Consider the following 23,473-nt stretch of genomic DNA (forward strand, 5'->3'; position numbering starts at 1 on the left):
ATTCTAGTGTTTTTCCCCGAGTTCCATCTGCTCTCTTCTCATATCCCTGAAAGCGCTCCAGGCTATCGGAACCGCAACGGCAAATGAGCAGCAATCTGCCCACATCTGACACATCTCCACGCCCAGCAGTCCGAAGAAATAGGGGAGGATGAAGATGAGCGGAATGAAGAAAAGTCCGCTTCTTGCCGCCGCTACGATGTTGGCTCTCACCGGTTTACGGATGGTCTGCATCAGCATGTTGGTGAGCACGATGCTGGCTACGAGCGGAAAACTGAGCACCTGCCATCGCAAAGCTGCCGAACCTACGGCTACAACCGCTGCATCATCGCGGAAGATGCTGATGATGGAAGTTGAGAAGATGAAGCCGAGAAGGGCACAGACGCTGAGGAAAACCGTGCCGCATCTGATGCAGAAAAAGTAGGCTTCCTTTACGCGGTCGTAGAGTTTGGCTCCGTAGCAGAATCCGCAGAGCGGCTGGAATCCCTGTCCCAGACCGATGACCATCGCATAGGTGAAGAAGGAGATGCGGGTAACGATGCTCATGCCCGCAATGGCTGCATCGCCAAACGCACCTGCTGCCACATTGAGCATCAGCGTAGCGATACTTCCCAGTCCCTGTCTTGACAGCGAAGGGGTTCCGCCGAAGATAATCTCCTTGGCAAAGGCGCGGGTAGGGGTGAAATTGCTGAGACGGATGCGGATGTTCTCGCCTTTATGCGTCATCCAGAACAGCATGGCGCAGCCGAAACACTGGCTGATGAGGGTGGCTACGGCGGCTCCGGTAATGCCCAGCTGGAAGTAGAGAATGAGCAGAGGAGCCAGAATCAGATTGAGCAGCACACCCGACATGATGCCTTTCATCGCATACATCGCATTGCCCTGGAAGCGCATCAGGTTATTCAGCGTAAGCGAGGTGGTCATAAAGGGAGCACCCAGCAGAATAATGCCCAGATAACGCTCTGTATAAGGAAGAATGGTGGGCGTAGAACCCATCAGAAGGCAGAGCGGAGTGAGGAACACATGACCCAGAATGGCGATGAGGAGACCGGTAAGAAAACTCAGCACAAAGCCCGTGGCTGCCATCTTCTGTGCCTGTTCCGTATGTTTGGCGCCCAACTGTCGCGAAACATAATTGCCTGCACCATGGCCAAACAAGAAACCAATCGCCTGGATAACAGCCATTGCTGCAAAGGAAACGCCTACCGCTGCCACACTCTGCGTGTTGATGCTGCCCACGAAATAGGTGTCGGCGAGATTGTACAAACTCGTCGACAGCATACTGATAATCGTTGGTATGGCCATCGTGAAAATCACATGATGCACAGGGGCATGTGTGAGGAACGTATAGTTGTCTCTTTTCTCTTTCTTCATATTTTATGATGCTCTTTTTGGGCATTTCAACCTGCAAAGGTACATAAATATCCACAAAGTTGGACAATTATGAACCATCTTTTATAAATTTATAAGAAAAGAGTTGCATTATTCATAAAATTATCGTATTTTTGCACCGCAATTGAATATATATACAAAACAGATTACTAATGAATGATGAGATAAGAATCATACCGGTAACAACAAAAAAGGGGTTGAAAACCTTTATTCAGTTTCATTATGATCTCTACAGAGACCATAAGTTTGCCATTCCTTTTTTGCGTTTCGACGAGATGAATACGCTGGACCCAAAGAAGAATCCTGCCTTCGAATTCTGCGAGGCTCAATACTTTCTGGCGGTTGACAGCGAGGCTCGTATCGTAGGTAGAATTGCTGCCATTATCAACCATCGTGCCAATGCACAGTGGAACAAAAAGCAGGTTCGCTTCGGCTGGTTCGATTTCGTGGATAATGTTGCGGTTTCCTGTGCCTTGTTGCGCGCGGTAGAAAACTGGGGCAAGAGCAGGGGAATGAACGAATGCGTAGGGCCGCTCGGATTTACGGATATGGACCGTGAAGGCTTGCTCATCGAGGGCTTCGACCGGAAGTCTACGATGTATATCAATTACAATTATCCTTATTATAAGACGCATCTGGAGAGTTATCCGCTCTATGAGAAGGATAACGACTGGTTGGAGTACCGCATCAGAATTCCGGAAGTGACGCCGGCTAAGTTTGCCAAGACTGCCCAGATGATAGAGAGCCGATATAATCTGCATGTTCATAAGTTTACCCGCCGGGAACTGACCTCGGGAGGAATGGGCAGGAAGGTGTTCGAAATCGTGAACGAAACTTATAAGAATCTCTATGATTTCCAGCAGCTTACGGAGAAGCAGATAGATGAATATGTAAATACTTATATCAAGAAGGCTGACTTGAACCTGGTAACGGGTGTGGTGGATGGCAACGCTGGCAACAAGCTGGTAGCCTTTGGTGTTTCCTTCCCTTCGTTTACCGATGCGCTGCGCGAGATAGGCGATGGCAAGCTTTTCCCTACGGGTTGGCTGAAGGTGCTGAAGGTTCTGAAGTGGCACAAGACGGATACGGTGGATTTGCTCTTGATTGGTGTTCTTCCGGAATATCGCAAGAAGGGAGCCAATGCGCTTATTTTTGCCGATCTGATAGAGCAGTATCGCCGTTATGGTTTTAAATGGGCAGAGGCAATGCCGCAGATGGAGACCAATACCGGTGTTCAGAGTCAGTGGCAGTATCTGGAGAGCGAACAGCATCGCCGTCATCGCTGCTATAAGAAGAAGATTTAAAAGCCCCTGTTTTGAGCCGTTTAGGCGTAAAAAAGATAGAAAATGGGCTAAAAAGTTAAAAAAACTAACTCATAGTTTTGTGGTTCTCAACTCATAGCTTTCCGGTTCTCAACTCATAGCTTTCCGGTTGAGATAATTAAGAATGCATCGCGATAGGATGAAAAATGGCTGTAAAATGGCTGTTTTTTCCATCGCGATGCATTATTTTTTGCGTCGCGACGCACAATTATTTCCGTCGCGACGCACCAATTCTTCCGTCGCGACGCATTAATTGCCCCCTCGTGAGGCATCATTGAAGCCTCCTGCTGGTCATCATTTAAGTCTCTTATCGGTCTTAATATAAGGCACTCGTCAAGATAAAAAGATGCGCTCTGGAAAGAGAAAAATAAGATGGGGGTTAACAGGTTAACAGTTAACACCCCAAAAATGCATACTTCCATCCACACACTTATATAAAAATAAGTATATATATATTATTATATAATAAGGTACGCGAGGGGGACCATGCAAAAAACAGCTGTTAACTGTTAACCCTGTTAACCCCCCAATGAAAAGTTAATAGTTAAATATAATATTCTGCCGAGTCAACCAAACCGGCTCTCAGCGCATATTTCGTAGCCTCGTGAACGTTGTTTACGCCCAGCTTGCGGAAGATGTTCTTGCGGTGGGTATTGACTGTATGGAAGCTGGAAAAGCGCTTCTCGGCTATTTCTTTCGTCGTCATTCCCAGCGCAATGTCCTTCAGAATCTCAGTCTCAGTCTTGGTGAGGTTGATTTTCTCCTGCTCCTCCTGTTTCGGAGCCAGAAGAACCTCCATCATGCGCTGGCAGACAAAACGGTTGCTTGCCACACAAAAACGTATCGCCTCCTTGATTTCCATTAGCGAACACTCCTTCAGTAATACGCTGAACTGCGTACTGCTGGCGATGAGAATCTTAACAAAATCGGCACTCAGATCCTCACTGAACAGTAGCCAGCGCGTGTATGGGAAACGCTGGTTTAAAATAAGTAACTCGGCAGCATCATTGATGTCGAAAAGGGTGTAGTCGAGTATTACAACCGTATCCTCATTCTCCTTTAAGGCAAGCATCAGGTCTGCCTTGTCTTCGATGGTCCGGGTTTCCAAACCCTCTATCTTACTGATCACATAGCTCAATCCGGCTCTTGTGATGTCCTGTTTGTCTGCTAATAGAATCTTCATTGTGTTTACTCTCTTATATGTAGTTTATATATGTACGCAGATGCCTTGATGCAGTAAAAAACTGCATCAAGGCATCTTTTTTCTTATTAGAATGACATGAGGAAACCCATACGGATGCCCCATTTTGAAATGTTTGCATGGTCATAATAGTTGAGGCGGCGAACATAGTCGATTCCGAAGAACTTGAAGATGTTGTGCACGCCGGCTACAAACTCCCAGTATGGCGTCTTGCCAAAGGTATAGGAGTTGGTAGGGAACTTGAAGAGCTTCTCATCATTGAGGTTCTTGCTCGGGTCGTTCTTGCTGGTCAAATCGCCCCAAACACCCTTGATGGCTACATATTCACGCCACTTCAGCTTCTTGATGAGCGGAATGCGGTTGAGCAGCTTTCCGTTCATATCCCAGGCTACTGACCAGAACAACTGGCGGTCGCTCAGGAACTCCCAGTCCTTCATCATGCTGATGGTTGCCTCCTGCTCGAAGAGAGAGAGGTTGACCGGTGGCTGGATGAGCATGGTGAAAGGCACTTTGCTCCACTGCGCCTTGCCCACGATGTTGAAATCCATATAGCCGAAGCTTCCCAGCCACTGGCGCTTGTAAATGCCCAGCGTGGTGAGGTTGCTCTGATACTGGCCGCCCATGAATCCGTCTAAGCCCATGGTGTGGCGAAGCGAGATTTCAGGACTGTCGAGGTTGATTGGCAGGCGCTGCTGCTTGGTGTTGACATAGGTGACACCCGGGTTGTAATCTAAGCCTACACTCGCCTCTGTGGTGCGTATCTTGCGTATTTCCTCGCCGTCGCTCACCCTGTAGTAGTGGAGATTGCCCACGGTGCGGTTGCTCTGCCAGCGGAGGCTGGTGTCGAAGCGGAAGCCCCAGTCGGTTTCGTAGGTGAAGGTCACCTTCTGGCGGTGATACTGATACATCTGGTCCTGCGTAGTGGCACGGAGGGTCATGAAGAAGTTGTCCTTGTTGTGCAGCAGGTTATCATCGGATGGAGATGTAATATCATGCCCCAGCTCGAAGGTAAGCTTGCGCATAGGGAACTCGAACGGACTGTTCTTCTTCTTGTTGAACGAATAGGTGAGCACATGGCCGTAATACCACTTGTTGCTCTTCAGACCGTAGGCGCCGTAACCATCCCAGAAGAAGTGAGGGTTGAGGGCTGCCATCGTTCTGCCCGCCAGACGCAGGCGCACGCCGTCTACGTAGTTGTTGGAGAGGAACGTGTTGATAGGTCCCAGGTCGAAGAGGCTGCGGCGGTCGTTGATGATGCTGTCTCTTTCAACACCCAGACTGTCTTTCACTGTTATCTTCTTGCCCTTGGTATGAGCCACTTCCACATAGTTCTCCATCAGGGCTCTCACACCGAAGATGATGTATTTGAATCCCTTGGAGTTCTCCATGCGGTGGATAAAACTGTCCATCGACGATTCACTCTTCGTGAGGTCCACCTGTCGGTATTTGTTCCAGTAAGCCTCATCGCGGTTCATCGCATCCATATCGTGCCTGATCTTCGCCTTGCCCTTGAAGAGCTGCTTCGGCAAGGCATCGAAGGCATAATCGGTGATTCGCGTGTTTCGCACCACCAGCAGGTCCTGAAGGAGCTTGTTGACGTGCAGTTCGGCTATCATATCGTCTTTAGAGAGCACCCACTCGCCGTTGTCGAGCTTGGTGTACTCCTGTTCAATCTTCATGTCAGTAACCCAGTTTACATCGCTGTTGTGAGGCATGTAGAGGTTACATTTCTTCACGTGTAGGCTGCTGTCGGCAAGCACATAGAGTTCGCCTCGGAATCCGAAGTCCTGGCTGTTGGCTGGGATAAACTGCAGATGGTAGCACAGGTCTCTTTCCACATACACCGTATCTTCGATGTAATAATGGTAGAAGCTGATGGCAGTTCTGCCGATAGGAGATGGGAAGGGATACTGCAGCAGGCGCACGTAATCATCGTAGATGTCCACATCGGTGAACACCTCTTTCAGGGCGGTGTTGAGAATCTCTCCGGTCTGGATTACCTGTCCGATTCCATTGCTCTGCTGACCCTTGATGATGTCCTTTTCGGTCTTCGGATCTTTGCGGTAAATATGCTGTGAAACCGTCTCGTCGATGCTGACAGGCAGGGTGAGCTTTCCGTTGTATGGAGAGGTTTCTACCTGGTCGAGGAGATACTGGCGGCGCTGGAAGAACTTGCTTTCGAGCTGTTCTTTCTTCAGGTCGTTGAGCGCGAGCGTAATCTTCTGATACTTATCATATTGCACATAGTCGTGATTGCTCAGATCGCTCTTCTTCTTGGCAGCAATCACGCGCCGCATCAGTTCTACGGCAGGATTATCCTTACGTTTGTAGCGGCCTTTTTTCGATTTTACCACCACTTCGGTAAGTTTGTGAGTATCGTCTTTCAGTTTGATTTCCAGAAAGTTGGTCTTTTCGTCAACCTTCACCGATGTGCTCTTGTAGCTCAGTGCGCTTACGGTGAGCATGAGTCCCGGCTTCTTGTCAATGGTAAACTTACCTTCTCCGTTGCTTGAAACTGCGATTTTATGTCCTTTGTATTGCACGCTTGCATACGGTACGGCAAAACCGTCGTCATCGATGACACGGCCTGTTATCTTCTGCTGAGCCATCATCTGAAGTGTAGAAATCATCAGAAGGATGACTGTAAAATACAACTTTTTAATACCTTTCATTTTTTATACCTTATTATATATAGGGGCTCTCCGCCCATGATTTAATCTTTTCAGGATGCAAAGTTATAACATTATTCGTAAATAGACGCAAAAACCTATTCATTATTTCAGTTTTTTATGAGATTTTCAGAAAAAGGCTTCCATGCAGTTCCTTCTGCAGCCTGTTCTTGCTCTTCGCCGTGCGAGCCTGAGTGGTATAAATCCCCTTCATATTGCTCTATTTCACCTTTTTATCTGTCAATATCTGATGAAATTCAGAAAAATAACAGAAAACTATTTGGTTAATTTAATTTTTTAGCGTAATTTTGCACACTGAAATTTAAAGAAGAAACGCCCTTCTGCGGGCTTATTAAACATAAAGAGAATGAATAACAAGGGAAATCTTACCGACGAGCGGCCCCCTTTGCTGCCCGTCATCATAGGCACCGGTTTCGGCAGTGGCTTCTGGCCTTGGGGACCGGGAACGGCTGGCTCTGTATTGGCAACCCTCATCTGGGCAGCCCTGGCTTACGGACTCGGTATTACGGGCGAGAGTCTGCAGAGTATCACCTTCTTTCTCGTCATTGTTTCCACTATTCTGGGCACTTGGGCAACAGCGCAGTTGCAGCCTTACTGGGGTGAGGATCCCAGCCGTGTGGTCATCGACGAGATGGCTGGCGTGTGGATTCCCCTGTCGTTGCTGACCCCGCTTACTGCTCAGGGCGAAGTGAAAGATGCCTGGTGGTGGGCATTGGTGGCACTTGTTCTCTTTCGCTTCTTTGATATGGTGAAACCGCTGGGCATCAAGAAACTGGATAACAGGCAAGGCGCCTTCTACGTGATGGCTGATGATCTGCTGGGCGGCCTCTATGCAGCCGTTTCTTTAGTCATCATCAAAATCATACTGGTTTCGGCTGGAATCATCTAGTCTGACATTTCTTAAAGAAACAAATTCTTAAAGAAACAAATTCTTAAGCAGACATTTCTTAAACAGACATTTCTTAAACAGGCAATAAAAAATAGATTAAAATATGAATTATAGAGATTTCTTACAAAAAGTTATCTATGCCATCATCAATCCACTTATCAAGGCGATGATAGCAGTAGGTATTACTCCTAACATTGTCACCTTCGTAGGATTCCTGGGCAATATCGTGGCAGCCGGTTTCTTCCTCGATGCTGCATGGATGCTCGGAACTGAACAGGCTGATTATGCATCTTGCATGGTTACTGTAGGATGGGGTGGATTCATCATCCTCGCAGCCGGTCTTTTCGATATGATGGATGGCCGTCTGGCTCGTATGAGCGGCAAGAGCAGTCTCTTCGGTGCACTCTGGGATTCTACACTCGACCGCTACAGCGAACTGGTAAGTCTCTTTGGCATCTGCCTCATCTTCGTACGTATGCAGGGCGATATGATCTGGTTCTGGATGAGCGTAGTCACCTTTGCAGCGATGATCGGTTCTGTGATGGTAAGTTATGTCCGTGCCCGTGCCGAGGGTTTGGATATTGAGTGCAAGGTAGGTTTCATGCAGCGTCCTGAGCGCGTTGTCGTTACCGCTGCTACTGCGATGATTACCGGCTTTACAGGCAATATCTGGTGGCTGGCTGGCGGAATGATTCTGATTGCCGTTCTGGCAAACATCACCGCTTTCTGGCGCATCTGGCATTGTTATGTTGTGATGAACGCTCATAAATAATAAACTCAAGTTCTATCAATAAAAAGTAGAAAAAAGTGTTTAGTATCTATCTGATTATCCTCCTGGCGGTACTCGCAGCCTGGAAGAAGACACGCCGTTTTGCCTTCTATTTTCTGCCTTGGTTCCTCTTTGGAATCATCTACGATTCGATGCGCCTTTATCCTAACTATATGGTGAACGATATTGACGTGGCGAATCTCTATCATGCAGAAAAGTCGCTCTTCGGCATTGCTGCTTCATCCAGCGCAGAACTGCAGGCTGTAGCCGACCATAGCCAGCTGATGATTCCGGGCGAATACTTCAAGGTTCACCATTGCGGTTTTGCTGATTTCTGGGCAGGCATCTTCTATCTCTGCTGGGTTCCGGTGCCTATCGCCTTTGCCCTTTATCTGTATCTTACGAAACAGCTTAACTGGTTCAAGCGTTTCTCCTGGGCTTTCCTGCTGGTGAATGTCATCGGCTTCATCGGCTATTACATCTATCCGGCTGCTCCGCCCTGGTATGCGATGAACTATGGCTTCAAGGCTGTGCTCAATACACCGGGCAATGTGGCTGGTCTGGGCAGATGGGACGCAATGACCGGACTGCACGTGTTCCACGGACTCTATGGCAAGAATGCCAATGTCTTTGCTGCCGTGCCGAGTCTGCATGCTGCCTATATGTTCCTCACTACGATTTATGCTGTGATGAGCCGTAAACGCTGGTATACGGTGGTGCTCTTCGCCTGCATCTGTCTGGGAATCTGGTGGACGGCAGTCTATTCCGGTCATCATTATATCATCGATGTCATGTTGGGTATTCTTACTACGATAGTAGGCGTACTGCTTATGGAATCCAAGAGAATATGGGCAAGATTAAAGAAGAACTCGTAACCTTCGGCAAGGCAGAACTGACTGCCTCCTGCGCCTCTGTGATAGACTTCGGACTGGCATTCTTCCTCTCAGATATCATCGGCATTTATTACGGACTTGCCAATGCGCTGGGAGTGATAAGTGGCGGCATTACCAACTGCATACTGAATTACCGTTATGTGTTCGGCGATTCCAAGAGCAAGAAAAAGAGTGTCGCCTGGCGCTATTTTATCATCTGGGGCATCAGCTGGATGCTCAATTCGGGCGGCACTATCGCCCTGACCGAATTTCTGAATGCGCACGAACATATTCAGCTGCATTATATGATTCCGAAGAGTATTGTATCTCTGCTGGTAGCGATATTCGTCAACTATCCCGGACAGAAGAAATTTGTTTTTAAGCAGTAATAACCATATCAGATGGGGGCAGTATTCAGTATGTGCCCTCATCTTTTTTTGTATCCTGGCAGGTAATCTGTTGACATCGGGACATAAAAAAAGAGTTTGGATTGTCTCCCGACATTCCAAACCCACACTTGTTTCTAACTAACTTATTATCAACTATTCATTACTTTTCAGGTTGCAAAATTACGAGTTTTTTTCTTATAAAATAATTTTTTTCAGAAAAATAATAACGTAAACGTTTGCGTTTTCGAAAGAAATTGTTATCTTTGCAGAGAATTCACTAACTTTGCTGTCGGAAAGACAAAATATGCAGAATATGTGAATACAAAATGTATATCGATAATAAGCATAAACTGAATATGAAACAACGAAGAACATCTTTGAAAGACCTCGCCGACCGACTTGGCGTCAGCATAGCAACTGTATCTAGAGCCTTGCGAAACAGCCATGAAGTGGGTGAGGAGATGACTCAAAAGGTGAAAAGCCTTGCCAAGGAGCTCAATTATCGACCAAACCCCTTTGCACAGAGCCTCAGAAAAGAAGCACCTAGGGTGATTGGTGTAATTGTGCCAAACCTGGTGACTCATTATTATGCTGCCGTGCTGGATGGTATAGAAGATTATGCCGTAAGGAATGGTTATTCGGTGATCAGCGCCAATAGCCACGAGAATACAGAACACGAGAAGAGAGCGGTAGAAAACTTCCTGAATATGCATGTGGAAGGCATCATCGCCTGTCTGGCACAGGATACGGTCGACTATTCTCATTTCGAGCAGTTGCATAAGATGGGAGTTCCACTGGTGTTCTTTGCCCGTTGTTGCTTAGAAGATAAGTTCTCCCAGGTAGTAGGCAATGGTGATGTTGCAGCCCAGGAGGCTACCCAGCATATGATAGATACCGGTTCGCGCCGCATCGCCTTCATCGGCGGTCCAAACCATCTTGATATGGTGCGCCGCAGAAAACACGGTTATCTGGAGGCTCTGAGAGAGAACCGCATCCCTATCGACCGTGACCTCGTAGTCTGCGACAGAATCGATTTCGATGTGGCCCGAAACGCTACCCTCCGTCTCCTCGAAAAGGAGGACAGACCTGATGCCATCCTCGCCTTTAACGATATTATCACCTATGCCGCCTTCGATGCTATCAAGGAAAAAGGGCTTCGCATACCAGAGGATGTTGCTATTATCGGTTTTACCGATGGTGATACTGCTGCCTTCGTTACGCCGAAACTCTCGGCTATCATGGACAAGGCGCACGAACAGGGAACCACAGCCTGCGATCTTCTCATGAGAAGTATCAATGGTGATGAAAAAATCTACAAGAAAGTGGTACCGATGATACTGAAAATACGCGAAAGTTCTGAAAAAAACGACGTGAAATAATTCCTATTTTCATAGAACTGTAAATTAAACCTACGATTATGATGATTAAAAAACAAAACTACTTGAAACATGCCATCGTGCTATTTCTGCTCTTGCTGCTCATGCAGCCGGGTAGAGCATGTGCTGCCTATGAAAACGTAGAATTCAGCAGCCTCACCAATCATGATGGACTTACGAACAGTCAGGTGGGTGCTATCCTCAAGGACACCAGAGGCTACATCTGGTTCGGTACCCAGTCGGGACTGTGCCGCTTTGATGGCTTCCGTATGAAAACTTTCTATTATAGCAACACTGATGATAAGTCGCTGCCTAACAATTCGGTAGATGAACTTCAGCAAGACTATGATGGAAATATCTGGGTGCATACCTCTATGGGTTACAGCATCTATAAATATGATGAAGAGCAGTTTGACCGCAAATCGGAAGAATGGCTCAAAAACATCCACGTGCAGGGACCTCCTTATAAACTCCTGATAGATAAGGATAAGAACATGTGGATAGCTGTCTACGGACAGGGACTCTACTATCATAATGCCAAAATCAAGAATACTTATCTTTTTAAATTTACCAAAAAGGCTCAGCCGGGCTGTCTGAAAGAGGGAAATATCAGTAAAATAACCGAGGTTGACGGCGATGCACTCATTACCTATGCTGATGGTACAATCTGCCGTGTCAACGGACAGAAACAGAAGGTTCTCTGGTACAATTCCTTCCTTGCCACCCATAAAGTAGCCGGTGATAATGGTGCCTATACTTTCTATGATGGTATAGGAGGTTTCTGGGTTTCAGTAAGCAATGCCAATTATGTGTATCAGTCTAAGACCGGGAAATGGACCGATGCCCGTTCTTATCTTACAAACATGGGCATTGCTATTCCTTGCCCAACCCGTATTCTGATGCGTGATATTGCCCGCGATAAGGCAGGCAATCTCTGGGTGGCTTCCGACCATAACGGTCTCTTCTTCGTTGATTTCAAACGCAAAATCTGCCGTCAATATGTTCATTCCGAAGCAAAGGGAAGTATCGTTGACAATTCCCTGCAGAAGGTTTATGTGGATGATGAGGGAGCTATCTGGGTAGGTAGTTACAAGAACGGCGTGGCTTATTATTCGCCTGACGCTCAGAAATTCACAACTATTCCGCTTGGTGATGTGTGTACAATCACGCAGGATCTGAATGGTAATCTCTGGTGCGGAACCAATGATAGCGGTATTGTATGCTACAGTCCGCTTACAGGACAGAGTTGGCGATTCGGACAGGCTGAAACCGGTCTGGCTTCGGATATTATCGTCAGCAGCGTAACCATGAGTGATGGTACGATGTATTTCGGAACCTTCAATGGTGGACTTGCCCAATATAAAAACGGCAGATGGAAGAGTTTTCAGGCAGCTCCAGGCGGACTTGCCAATAACAGCGTCTGGTGTCTTGCTGAAGATCCGTATCATCGCCTGATTATCGGAACCTTGGGCTCAGGCTTCCAGATTTATAATCCTGAAAGTGGTAAGTTTACAACCTACAATATTCAGAACTCAGGCATATCCAGCGATTTTATCAACTCGCTCTTCCTGCCGAATAAAGATGAAATTCTGATAGGTCATTCGCAGAACTATTCTATCTTTAATTTCGGAACCCGAAAGGTAACCAATGTGAATACAACCAAGGACGGACAGCCTTTCCCTAGTCCTTCCCTGAATTACATGATGAAGGATAGCCGAGGCATCTTGTGGATGGCTTCGCCTGCGGGCGTCACCATGTATGATGAGGCTTCAGGACAGTTGGAGTCAATCAATGACCTCAATGGTACGCAGGGTACGGTAGGTTGTATGGTGCTCGAAGATAAGCAGCATAACATCTGGCTGGTTTCTGAATTTATCGTTACCCGTGTTACGCTGACCAAGAACAATCAGGGCAAATGGGACATTACGATGATTAGTTTCACTTCGCTCGATGGCTTGCAGAGCCGCCAGTTTAACCAGCGTTCTGCCTGTCTGATGAGAAATGGAGCCATCGCCATCGGCGGTCAGGATGGTATTAATATCATCAATCCTGCCAAGATCCTTCCTGCCCAGAAACATGCAAAAGTCTTGTTTAGCGGTTTAGTACTCTTCGATCATCCGCTGAAGGCAGGTGAGGAGTTTGAAGGAAGAGTGCCTCTGGCTAAATCGCTTGATACAAACCCAGAACTGGATCTCAGCTATAAGGATAAGGCGTTTACCATACAGCTGGCTTCCGACCAGGTAAGTATTCCGGCACGTTGCCGTTTCCTCTATCGCATGAAGGGACTTGATGACAAATGGATGCTGACACCTGAGGGACGTCCGGAGGCTACCTTTACCAATCTCTCTTCAGGCAGCTATGTTCTGGAGGCAAAGGTGGTGAATGCTGATGGTAGTGTGAGCGATGAGGTGAACACGCTGAAGATTCATATTCACCCGCCTTTCTATCTCTCTATATGGGCGTTCATCGTATATATTATATTAATAGGTGTAGCTTTCTATCTCTATCGTAAACGCATGCTCGAAAAGCAGCGTGTTAAATTCGAACTCCAGAGCAAGGAAGACAGTATCAAGAAGACCAAGGAGTTGAACGAACTCAAACTCAACTTCTTCACCAATGTGAGTCATGAACTCCGTACTCCGCTCACCCTGATTATCTCGCCGCTGGTTAGTATGATCAGAGAAGAAAGAGATGAAAGTAAACGCAGAAAGCTGGAGATGATTCATCGCAATGCTACCCGTTTGCTCAATCTGGTAAATCAGATTCTCGACTTCCGCAAGATAGACCAGAACAAGGAAAAACTTACCCTGTCGCATATCGACATTGTGAGCTTCGTTGACAATATCTGTACTTCGTTCCGTACTTTGGCAAACAGCAAAGTAACGCTTGCCTTCGATTCTACGGTGCCTAGTCTGCAGATGTCGTTTGATGCTGATAAGGTAGGAAAGATCGTGAACAACCTCCTGAGCAATGCCTATAAGTTTACGCCAGATGGAGGATTTATCACCGTTTCTCTGAGTGTTGCACTCCGCCAGCGTGTAGGAGATAAGGATTCGGATATGCTCCGCATCTCAGTATCAGATACTGGCAAGGGCATCAGCGATAAGGAGAAGGAACATGTATTCGAGCGTTTCTATCAGGTTAATGGCACTGAAATGCAGCCGCAGGGCGGTAGCGGAATAGGTTTGAACCTGGTAAAGAAGTTTGCCGAACTGCATGGCGGTAAGGTAGATGTTACAGATAATCCAAGCGGAGGAACCATCTTTATGGTAGACCTTCCGATAGAGAGCAGTACCACCTCCAATTCTACGGCACATCTCGGTTCCTTGCGAGCAGCACCTATCATAACCACGGTGCATCAGGCTACTGATGAGGATCCGGATGCAGGTAAGAACGTTCTCTACGGAATGAGTAAACATGCGCATCAGCCTGGAGAATCGATGATCAAGAAGCCGGTAGTGCTCCTCGTTGACGACAGTGAGGACTTCCGTGAGTTTATGAACGAAGTATTGACAGACTATACGGTTGTTGAGGCTGTCAATGGTCAGGATGCCTGGAACAAGATCATCGACCGTCGTCCTGACATCATCCTGAGCGATGTGATGATGCCTGTGATGGATGGTAACGAACTCTGCCGGATGTGTAAGGACAATGACGAAACAACAGCCATACCTTTCATCATGCTCTCAGCCCGTATGGGAGATGAGCAACGCAAGGAAAGTCTGAAGTGTGGTGCTGACGAGTATATTGCCAAACCATTCGATATTGATATGTTGAATCTCTGTATTCTGAACCTCTTGAAGAAACGCAAGAATGTGAGCACAGATTATGTAATAACAGAGGCTGACCGCAAATTTATTGATGAGGTGAATGCTTATATCCGCGACAATATGAGCAATCCTGAAACATCGGTAGAATCGCTCAGTACTCATCTTAGCATTTCACGCGTACAATTATATAAACGCATGATTTCGCTGACGGGTATTACACCTTCTGAGTATCTCAGAACCAAGCGTATCAAATTTGCAGAGCATCTGCTGCGCTCGGGCGACTTGAACATCAGTGAAATAGCCTATAAGGTGGGATTCAATAATCCGCGTTATTTCACTAAATACTTCCAAGACGCGTATGGCGTTACGCCGTCTCAATATCGTAAGAATCTGTCAGAATCAGAGTAGTTTACGCATCTGATTAACATTTTATACACATACAGATAACATTTGCGCACAAAGATACGGGAATTTTCTCGTATCTTTGCCGCAGATTTTTAAACTTTCCTTTAAACGTATAAAATGAGACTAACTAAAACATTATTGATTTCAGCAGTGCTGCTGATGAGTGCCACAGGCATGCAGGCAGCCGGTTTCAACCAGAATGGTAATTATCTCACTGTTCAGTTGAAGCAACACCAGAATTTTGGTCCTAGTCAGATTCGCCTCCAGGTGGTGAGCGATAAGATTATCCGTGTTCAGGCTACAGCCGAACAGAGTTTCCGTAATAAACAGAGTCTGATTATTGTGCCTCAAAACAGCAAGGCAAAGTATAAGGTGGAAGAGCAGGGAGACAATCTCATCATTACCACTGCAGCTATGCGTGCTGTCATGAATGAGGCTACGGGTCAGATTACCTTCTATGACCTGAAAGACAAAGTCCTTCTCAACGAGGTTGCACAGGGCGGAAAGACTTTCAAGCCGTTCACTGTGCCTGACCGTGAAATCGGTGTAGACATTGCCAAGGTTCCTGAAGCACAGAAGCACGGATGGTCATGGCGTGCGCTCTTCAACTCTCCTGATAACGAGGCGTTCTATGGTCTCGGTCAGCATCAGAGTGAGGAACTCAACATGAAGGGCAAGAACGAAGACCTCTTCCAGTATAATACTAAGGTGAGTGTGCCTTTCGTCATCTCTAATAAAAACTACGGCATTCTCTGGGATTCTTATTCTTATTGCCGTTGGGGTAATCCGGAAGATTATCTCCAGCTCAACCGTGCCTTCAAACTCTATGATAAGGATGGAAAGGAAGGTCAGCTGACAGGTACTTATGTAGACAAGAACGGTAAGAAGATTGTCCGAGGCGAAGATAGCATTTACTTTGAGTATGCAATGCCTGAGACTTCTGAGGTTTGCAACAAGACAGATAATGGCGGCATTCAGAACCTGCCAAAGGGTTTTGCGCTGAATGGTTCCAAGGTGGTGTACGAGGGTTATGTAGAGGCTCCAACCAACAGCTTCTATCAGTTTATCCTCTACTATGCCGGCTATATGAAGATTTATATCGATGGCAAACTGGTTGTGCCTGAGCGCTGGCGTACAGCATGGAATCCGAACTCTTATAAGTTTGAAACTCCTATCAAGAAGGGCGTAAAGACTCCTATCCGCATCGAGTGGCAGCCAGATGGTGATGTTTCTTACTGCGGTCTTCGCGTAGCAGCTCCTCGTTCTGAGGCAGAGAAGAACCAGTTGAGCATCTGGAGCGAAATGTCTCCTGACATGGATTACTACTTCATCGCCGGTCAGAATCTCGATGAGGTGATTTCCGGTTACCGTACGCTTACCGGCAAGGCTTCGCTTTATCCTAAGTGGACCCTCGGTTTCTGGCAGAGCCGTGAGCGCTATCAGAGCAGCAAGGACATTGAGGACAACCTGAAGAAGTTCCGCGACCTGCATATTCCTGTAGACAATATCGTTCAGGACTGGAACTATTGGAAGCTGGATTCATGGGGAAGTCATGAGTTTGAGGCTGCTCGCTATCCAAACCCACAGGCGATGCTCGACAGCGTACATGCGATGAACGGAAGATTCATGATTTCCGTATGGCCTAAGTTCTACGATACAGTCAAGAACTATAAGGAACTCGATAGCAAGGGCTGGATGTATCATCAGGCTATCAAGGATGATATTCACGACTGGCTCGGCTTCCGCGGTTCATTCTATGATGCCTATTCTGACGGTGCCCGCAAGATGTTCTGGCGCCAGATGGACGAGAATCTTTATACCAAGTATAAGTTCGGAATCGATGCATGGTGGATGGATGCATCAGAACCAAACGTTCGCGACTGTACCCCGATGTGGTACCGCAAGGCCCTTTCAGGTCCTACTGCCCTCGGTACATCAACCGAATATTTCAATGCTTACAGCATCGTGAATGCTGATGCTATCTATAACGGACAGCGCAGCGTGAACCCTAACCAGCGTGTCTTCCTCCTGACCCGTTCGGGCTTTGCAGGTGAGCAGCGCTACAGTACGGCTACCTGGTCTGGCGACATTGCTACCCGTTGGGAAGATATGCGCGCCCAGATGACAGCAGGTTTGAACTATTCTATGGCAGGTCTTCCTTTCTGGGGAATGGACCAGGGCGGTTTCTGTGTAGAAAACCGTTATGTGGCTGCCCAGCAGGAATTTGATAAGACTGGTAAGGAGAATGCTGACTTGAAGGAATGGCGCGAGTTGCAGGCGCGTTGGAACCAGTTCGGTTGCTTCGTACCTCTTTATCGTACTCATGGTCAGTGGCCTACCCGTGAGGTCTGGAACATTGCTCCGGCAGATCATCCGGCTTATAAGACCATCGTGGCTTACGATAAACTCCGTTACCGTCTGATGCCTTACCTCTACAGTATGGCGGGTATGGTTCACTTCAAGGACTATACGATGATGCGTGGATTGGTAATGGACTTCAACGGCGATGACAATGTTTACGACATCAAAGACCAGTGGATGTTCGGTCCTGCTCTCATGGCTTGTCCTGTAGGCGAGTATCAGAAGTACAGCCGCAATGTTTATCTTCCTAAGCAGAAGGGCTGGTATGATTTCTATACAGGTAAGCACTATGCCGGTGGACAGACAATCGTTGCCGATGCGCCTTTCGATAAGATTCCAGTCTTTGTTCCAGAGGGTTCTATTCTTCCTGTGGGTCCAGAGATGGAGTGGAGCGATCAGAAAAAGGCTGAGCTCATCGATCTCTATGTCTATGCAGGCAAGGACGGTTCTTATACACTCTATGAGGATGAGGGAACCAACTACAACTACGAGAAGGGTAAGTATGCTATGATAGACTTCAAGTATAATGATGCTCAGAAGACCGTTACTATCGCTGCCCGTAAGGGTGCTTTTGATGGTATGTTACAGAAGCGTCGCTTCAATATCGTACTTGTTTGTGATAAAAACCAGCAGGGTATCAGCCTCGCCAAGGCGCCTAAGGGCAAGATGGTGAAGTATGCTGGTAAGGCAGTTACTGTAAAACTGAAGTAATATGAAGAAGATATTTGCTTTAGCAATCTTTCTATTGGGCGCTCAATCGTTGAGCGCCCGTGATCGCCAGTCTTTTGATAAAGGCTGGCTTTTCACTTTAGCAGATAGTGCCGGAATGTCAAAGTCTGATTATTCAGACCGGCATTGGCGAAGTTTGAATCTTCCTCACGATTGGGCGATAGAGGGCGATTTCTCTCCTTCGAATCCTTCGGGAGCCAGTGGTGGTGCATTGCCGGGCGGCATAGGATGGTACCGTAAGCATTTCTCGGTGAATCCGAAGGAAAAGTATGACCGCTTTACCATCACCTTTGATGGAGTATATATGAATTCTACCGTGTATATCAATGGTCATAAACTCGGAACCCGTCCTTATGGATACAGTACATTCGAGTATGATCTTACATCTTATATTAATAAGAAGGGTGATAATGTCATTGCAGTGAAGGTAGACAACAGCGACCAGCCTAACAGCCGCTGGTATTCCGGTTGCGGTATTTACCGCCATGTCTGGCTCACCAAAACCATGAAATCTGCTTATATTCCCCAATGGGGACAGTATGTAGCAACTTCTCCACAGGGTGATGTCAGGGTTAAGGTGGATTTCGCTGCTTCCGGTAATAAGATGAAACTCTCTGTCCGTAACACCATCTATGATGCTGCAGGAAAGATTGTAGCCAAGAGTCAGGGTGTTCGGGAACAGAAACTCAAGGTGAAGAATCCGCATCTCTGGGACATCGGAAAGGGATATCTCTATACTGTCAAGAGTGAGCTGTTAGTAAATGGGAAGGTAGTGGATGTTGCTACGACAACTGCCGGTTTCCGTGATGTGAAGTTTGATGCAAGGAAGGGTTTCTTCCTCAATGGCAAGAATCTCAAGATAAATGGTGTCTGTGAGCATCATGATTTCGGTTGCCTGGGTGCTGCCGTTAATGAGGATGCGATGCACCGTAAGCTTACCATCCTTCGCGATATGGGCGTGAACGCTATCCGAAGCAGTCATAATCCTCCGGCACCAGAACTCCTGAACATGTGCGATTCGATGGGTTTCCTCGTTATGGACGAGAGTTTCGACATGTGGCGCCGCAAGAAATCGAATGGCGATTATGCCCGTTTCTTCGATGAATGGCATAAGAAAGATCTGTCTGATCTCATCAAGCGCGACCGTAATCATCCAAGTATCATTATGTGGAGTATCGGTAATGAGGTACTCGAACAATGGTCGGATGCGGCTGCTGATACGCTCAGTCTGGAGCAGGCTAACCTGGTTCTGAATGCCGGTCATGATGCTTCAACTTTGGCACATAGTGATGAACTGAGTGTCAATTCGCTTCTTACCCAGCATCTGGCAAAAATCGTGAAGGAGTATGATCCTTGGGGCTATCGCCCTGTTACTGCTGGCTGTAATGAGCCCGACCCGAAGAATCATCTCTTCAAGAGTGGGGCTATTGATGTTATAGGTTTCAATTATCACCATCAGTGGGTGAAGGATGTGCCAAAGAATTTCCCTGGCAAGCCTTTCATTCTGTCGGAGAGTGTTTCTGCCTTGCAGACTCGTGGCTACTATATGATGCCTAGCGACAGCATTTATACTGCGCCAAAGGAATGGTGGTTGCCTTATACCGATCCTTCGTTTATGTGTTCGGCTTATGATAATTTCCACGCATCATGGAGTAGTACCCACGAAGAAACCTGGGATGTGGTGAAGCACAACGACTTTGTGGGCGGACAGTTTATCTGGACCGGTTTCGATTATATCGGTGAACCTACTCCTTATGCTTATCCTGCCCGTAGCAGTTATTTTGGCATTATCGATTTGGCGGGTCTTCCAAAAGACAGCTATTATATGTATCAGAGTGAGTGGACTCAGAAAGATGTGCTGCATCTCTTCCCTCATTGGAACTGGCTGCCGGGACAGACCATCGACATGTGGTGTTATTATAATCATGCTGATGAGGTGGAACTTTTTATCAATGGCAAGAGTCAGGGTATCCGTAAGAAGACTGTCTATGGTGCTAAGAACGAAGGCGATGCTTTCAGAAAGAGTACTGAATATCATGTGATGTGGCGAGTAAACTTTGAACCGGGAGAAGTAAAGGTTGTAGCCAGAAAGAATGGTAAAGTTCTTAGAGAGCAGGTCATAAAGACAGCAGGAGCTCCTCATCATCTTGTGTTGAAGAAGACCTATCAGGGCTGTCAGGCTTTTGGCTCTTCTGATCCGACCACCTTTGTCGAGGTGAATGTAGTAGATAAAGATGGCAATCTCTGTCCGAACGCAGATAACCAGATCTTCTTCTCTGTTTCAGGAGAAAAGGAGGCAAATGGTCAGAATATCCCGAATACACCAAAGATTCTGGGAACAGATAATGGGTGTCAGACTTCTTTGGAGCGTTTTACCGATTCACATCGCAAGGCATTCTTCGGAAAATGTGTCGTTGTGATAAAAGGTAAGGGAATGCTCAAGGCACAGGCAGTAGACTTAAAGGATGCTTCTGTAGCTCTGTGATTATAGTAATATTCTGAAAATCAAAACATTAAAGATTTATATTGCGAAGAAGAGGATGTGTCATAAGTTTATGATTCACCCTCTTCTTGTCGTTGGTAAATATGGGTTATGTTGCTGGAAGAGATAGGATATGTTGCTGAAAGAGATAGGGTATGTTGTTGAAAGAGATAGAATAAGTTGTTGAAAGAGATAGGATATGTTGTTGAGACAGTCAGTATCTTCGGTCGCACAACAGCTGTTGTGCGCTTGCATAACAGCTGATATGCGCATGCACAACACCTGTTGTGCATGCGGTAGTCAACTGTTATACACCAACTATTATCCTGATTTATGACACACCCTCTTTTTTCGCTCTTAAAAACGAAAAAGGTTTTGAAGCATTGGGACCCAAGGGATTTGGGTATCTCTATTATGCTAGTAATAGAAATTTAGCTTCAAAACCTGCGGCAAAGATACATCTTTTTTTCGAATAAAAAAACTTTTTCGAATAAAAAATATAAAAAACTTGCTCTTATCAAAAAATATACGTAACTTTGTAAACGATAAGGCATCAAACCCAATCTGCAATCATGAAAAAAGTAATCTTTGTAGAATTTCCTCACGATGCTGGAGCATGAAAGAAATAACAATAATAAAGCAATAAAATAAAAATAGTATAATGAAAATTCAAATAGAACAGGCTACGCCTGACAAGGCTTCGCATATCGCATCGCTTATCATGGAGGCGATGAATGCGCAGTGTTGCCAAAATTTTGCTGGTCCTCAGCATACATTGGTTGATTTTCACCGTATGATGACTAAACTTGTAGAGATGGAGGACAGTCAGTATAGTTATAAGAACACATTAGTTGCTATGTCTACTGATGGCATTCTTGTTGGCATCTTGGTTGCATACGATGGTGCTGACGTCAAAAGATTACGTAAGCGCTTTATTGAGGCTGCAATCGTGGCTTTTGGAATAGACTATTCGGCTATGGAGCTTGAAACAGAGGAAGGTGAGTTCTATTTGGATAGTTTGGCTGTTTCTAACCAATACCGTGGAAAAGGTATTGCATCTAAACTGTTGGATGCTGCTATCTCTCGCGCAAGAGAATTAGGACTTCCTGCTGTAGGTTTGCTTTGTGATAAAGGCAATCCGAAAGCGGAGCGTCTCTATACGAAGGTTGGTTTCCAATATGTCAATGATACCACTTGGGGTGGTCATGCAATGAAACATCTTCAGTATAAATTGTAATCTGATAGGGCAAACTGTGCAAACGTTTGCCCAATAAAAAGTACCTTAATTCCGCAACACTATAATTTAACTTTATTTATAAGTTCCTGAGCAACAAAAAGTTGCCCAGGATTTTGCCATGTCAGAATTTTCACTTATCTTAGTGTTGCAAAAAGAAAACAAGCAAAACTCTAATATGACATGGCAAAAATACAAATTAAATCTGAGAAACTCACACCTTTTGGAGGAATTTTTTCAATCATGGAGAAATTTGACTCCATGCTTTCACCCGTTATCGACTCAACACTGGGTCAGAGATGCAGCAGTATCTTCGGATATCAGTTCAGCGAGATAGTCCGTTCGCTGATGAGCGTTTATTTCTGTGGCGGCTCATGCGTGGAAGATGTAACGTCACAACTGATGCGCCATCTCTCGTATCATCCTACCCTTCGTACATGCAGCTCTGATACCATCCTCAGAGCCATCAAGGAACTGACACAGGAAAACATCTCCTATACTTCCGACCAAGGCAAGACCTATGATTTCAATACTGCAGACAAACTCAACACATTGCTTATAAACGCTTTGGTTTCTACAGGCGAGTTGAAGGAAATTGAGGAATACGATGTTGACTTTGACCATCAGTTCCTTGAAACGGAGAAGTATGATGCAAAACCGACCTACAAAAAGTTCCTCGGCTACAGGCCTGGCGTATATGTTATCGGTGACAAGATAGTCTATATCGAGAACAGCGATGGTAACACGAATGTGCGTTTTCATCAGGCAGACACCCATAAGAGATTCTTCGCTCTTCTGGAATCCCAGAACATCCGTGTAAATCGCTTCAGGGCAGACTGCGGTTCCTGCTCGAAGGAAATCGTCAGTGAGATAGAGAAGCATTGCAAACATTTCTACATCCGTGCCAACCGATGCAGTTCGCTCTACAATGACATCTTTGCTCTGAGAGGATGGAAGACGGAGGAGATTAACGGCATCCAGTTCGAACTCAATTCCATTCTCGTTGAGAAATGGGAAGGCAAGTGCTATCGTCTTGTCATCCAGAGACAAAGACGCAACAGTGGCGACCTTGACCTGTGGGAAGGCGAATACACTTACCGTTGTATTCTGACCAACGATTACAAGTCATCGACAAGGGACATTGTTGAATTCTACAATCTGCGTGGCGGCAAGGAACGTATCTTTGACGACATGAACAACGGATTCGGTTGGAGCAGGCTCCCCAAGTCATTCATGGCGGAGAATACTGTCTTTCTTCTGCTTACTGCATTGATACACAATTTCTACAAGACCATCATGAGCAGGCTTGACACCAAGGCTTTTGGGCTCAAGAAAACGAGTCGCATAAAGGCTTTTGTCTTCAGATTCATCTCCGTACCTGCCAAGTGGATCATGACTGCAAGGCAATACGTGCTGAATATCTACACAGAGAACCGAGCTTATGCAAAACCCTTCAAAACAGAATTCGGATAAGAATCCTTTCTTTCCGGTTTGAATCTGCGTATTACCTCAAGTCGCATCGTGGGGTAAGGGGATGGTGGCTACATATTGATGTTGTGCTGTTGCTTTTTACTGAAAGCTGCTACTAACGACTC

Annotated in this window: 14 protein-coding genes; 11 read left to right on the forward strand and 3 right to left on the reverse strand. The window is 46.3% G+C overall.

What is annotated here, in order from left to right; all coding sequences use genetic code 11:
- Positions 1 to 3: 3 nt before the first annotated feature.
- Entirely contained in the window at positions 4 to 1,371 is a 1,368-nt protein-coding gene (locus FO447_RS00475; protein WP_118080971.1) for an MATE family efflux transporter, read from the reverse strand.
- A 170-nt stretch (positions 1,372 to 1,541) separates the two neighbouring features.
- On the opposite strand from FO447_RS00475, the gene FO447_RS00480 reads away from it, so the two are divergent.
- Positions 1,542 to 2,693, forward strand: a complete 1,152-nt coding sequence (locus FO447_RS00480) for an N-acetyltransferase (RefSeq protein ID WP_118080973.1) — start codon at positions 1,542 to 1,544, stop codon at positions 2,691 to 2,693.
- Positions 2,694 to 3,255: 562 nt separating this feature from the next.
- Here FO447_RS00480 and FO447_RS00485 read toward each other — a convergent pair.
- Positions 3,256 to 3,894: a helix-turn-helix transcriptional regulator gene (locus tag FO447_RS00485; RefSeq protein ID WP_006847727.1), complete on the reverse strand. Its 639-nt coding sequence runs from the start codon at positions 3,892 to 3,894 to the stop codon at positions 3,256 to 3,258.
- An 86-nt stretch (positions 3,895 to 3,980) separates the two neighbouring features.
- Complete coding sequence (locus tag FO447_RS00490; RefSeq protein ID WP_234699029.1) at positions 3,981 to 6,584, reverse strand: DUF5686 and carboxypeptidase-like regulatory domain-containing protein; 2,604 nt, start codon at positions 6,582 to 6,584, stop codon at positions 3,981 to 3,983.
- Positions 6,585 to 6,948: 364 nt separating this feature from the next.
- Here FO447_RS00490 and FO447_RS00495 point away from each other — a divergent pair, with 364 nt between their 5' ends.
- From FO447_RS00495 to FO447_RS00540, 10 genes are all read left to right on the forward strand, one after another.
- Positions 6,949 to 7,491 carry a phosphatidylglycerophosphatase A family protein gene (locus tag FO447_RS00495; protein ID WP_200757200.1) on the forward strand — a complete coding sequence of 181 codons (543 nt, stop codon included), beginning with the start codon at positions 6,949 to 6,951 and terminating at the stop codon, positions 7,489 to 7,491.
- Positions 7,492 to 7,594: 103 nt separating this feature from the next.
- Positions 7,595 to 8,263: a CDP-alcohol phosphatidyltransferase family protein gene (locus FO447_RS00500; RefSeq protein WP_200757202.1), complete on the forward strand. Its 669-nt coding sequence runs from the start codon at positions 7,595 to 7,597 to the stop codon at positions 8,261 to 8,263.
- Between the two features lie 35 nt (positions 8,264 to 8,298).
- Entirely contained in the window at positions 8,299 to 9,135 is an 837-nt protein-coding gene (locus tag FO447_RS00505; RefSeq protein ID WP_200757204.1) for a phosphatase PAP2 family protein, read from the forward strand.
- The gene (locus tag FO447_RS00510; protein ID WP_117587282.1) at positions 9,108 to 9,521 is read left to right on the forward strand and encodes a GtrA family protein; all 414 of its coding nucleotides are present in this window, start codon (positions 9,108 to 9,110) and stop codon (positions 9,519 to 9,521) included. The genes FO447_RS00505 and FO447_RS00510 overlap by 28 nt, the downstream gene beginning before the upstream one ends.
- A 356-nt stretch (positions 9,522 to 9,877) precedes the next feature.
- The gene (locus FO447_RS00515) at positions 9,878 to 10,900 is read left to right on the forward strand and encodes a LacI family DNA-binding transcriptional regulator (protein ID WP_118416365.1); all 1,023 of its coding nucleotides are present in this window, start codon (positions 9,878 to 9,880) and stop codon (positions 10,898 to 10,900) included.
- A 38-nt stretch (positions 10,901 to 10,938) separates the two neighbouring features.
- Positions 10,939 to 15,075, forward strand: a complete 4,137-nt coding sequence (locus FO447_RS00520) for a hybrid sensor histidine kinase/response regulator transcription factor (RefSeq protein WP_200757205.1) — start codon at positions 10,939 to 10,941, stop codon at positions 15,073 to 15,075.
- 114 nt (positions 15,076 to 15,189) lie between these two features.
- Positions 15,190 to 18,144: a TIM-barrel domain-containing protein gene (locus FO447_RS00525; protein ID WP_200757206.1), complete on the forward strand. Its 2,955-nt coding sequence runs from the start codon at positions 15,190 to 15,192 to the stop codon at positions 18,142 to 18,144.
- Position 18,145: 1 nt separating this feature from the next.
- Entirely contained in the window at positions 18,146 to 20,647 is a 2,502-nt protein-coding gene (locus FO447_RS00530; RefSeq protein WP_200757207.1) for a glycoside hydrolase family 2 TIM barrel-domain containing protein, read from the forward strand.
- 658 nt (positions 20,648 to 21,305) lie between these two features.
- Positions 21,306 to 21,881 carry a GNAT family N-acetyltransferase gene (locus FO447_RS00535; RefSeq protein WP_022120562.1) on the forward strand — a complete coding sequence of 192 codons (576 nt, stop codon included), beginning with the start codon at positions 21,306 to 21,308 and terminating at the stop codon, positions 21,879 to 21,881.
- Positions 21,882 to 22,061: 180 nt separating this feature from the next.
- Complete coding sequence (locus FO447_RS00540) at positions 22,062 to 23,351, forward strand: IS1380-like element IS612 family transposase (RefSeq protein WP_005814044.1); 1,290 nt, start codon at positions 22,062 to 22,064, stop codon at positions 23,349 to 23,351.
- Positions 23,352 to 23,473: the final 122 nt, after the last annotated feature.

The organism is Segatella copri, assembly GCF_015074785.1.
Classification (GTDB): Bacteria; Bacteroidota; Bacteroidia; order Bacteroidales; family Bacteroidaceae; genus Prevotella.

Coding starts and splice junctions, on each gene's coding strand:
- FO447_RS00535 (WP_022120562.1), top strand. CDS start 21,306: ATGAAAATTCAAATAGAACAGGCTACGCCTGACAAGGCTTCGCATATC.
- FO447_RS00475 (WP_118080971.1), bottom strand. CDS start 1,371: ATGAAGAAAGAGAAAAGAGACAACTATACGTTCCTCACACATGCCCCT.
- FO447_RS00500 (WP_200757202.1), top strand. CDS start 7,595: ATGAATTATAGAGATTTCTTACAAAAAGTTATCTATGCCATCATCAAT.
- FO447_RS00480 (WP_118080973.1), top strand. CDS start 1,542: ATGAATGATGAGATAAGAATCATACCGGTAACAACAAAAAAGGGGTTG.
- FO447_RS00520 (WP_200757205.1), top strand. CDS start 10,939: ATGATGATTAAAAAACAAAACTACTTGAAACATGCCATCGTGCTATTT.
- FO447_RS00495 (WP_200757200.1), top strand. CDS start 6,949: ATGAATAACAAGGGAAATCTTACCGACGAGCGGCCCCCTTTGCTGCCC.
- FO447_RS00485 (WP_006847727.1), bottom strand. CDS start 3,894: ATGAAGATTCTATTAGCAGACAAACAGGACATCACAAGAGCCGGATTG.
- FO447_RS00540 (WP_005814044.1), top strand. CDS start 22,062: ATGGCAAAAATACAAATTAAATCTGAGAAACTCACACCTTTTGGAGGA.
- FO447_RS00490 (WP_234699029.1), bottom strand. CDS start 6,584: ATGAAAGGTATTAAAAAGTTGTATTTTACAGTCATCCTTCTGATGATT.
- FO447_RS00525 (WP_200757206.1), top strand. CDS start 15,190: ATGAGACTAACTAAAACATTATTGATTTCAGCAGTGCTGCTGATGAGT.
- FO447_RS00530 (WP_200757207.1), top strand. CDS start 18,146: ATGAAGAAGATATTTGCTTTAGCAATCTTTCTATTGGGCGCTCAATCG.
- FO447_RS00515 (WP_118416365.1), top strand. CDS start 9,878: ATGAAACAACGAAGAACATCTTTGAAAGACCTCGCCGACCGACTTGGC.
- FO447_RS00510 (WP_117587282.1), top strand. CDS start 9,108: ATGGGCAAGATTAAAGAAGAACTCGTAACCTTCGGCAAGGCAGAACTG.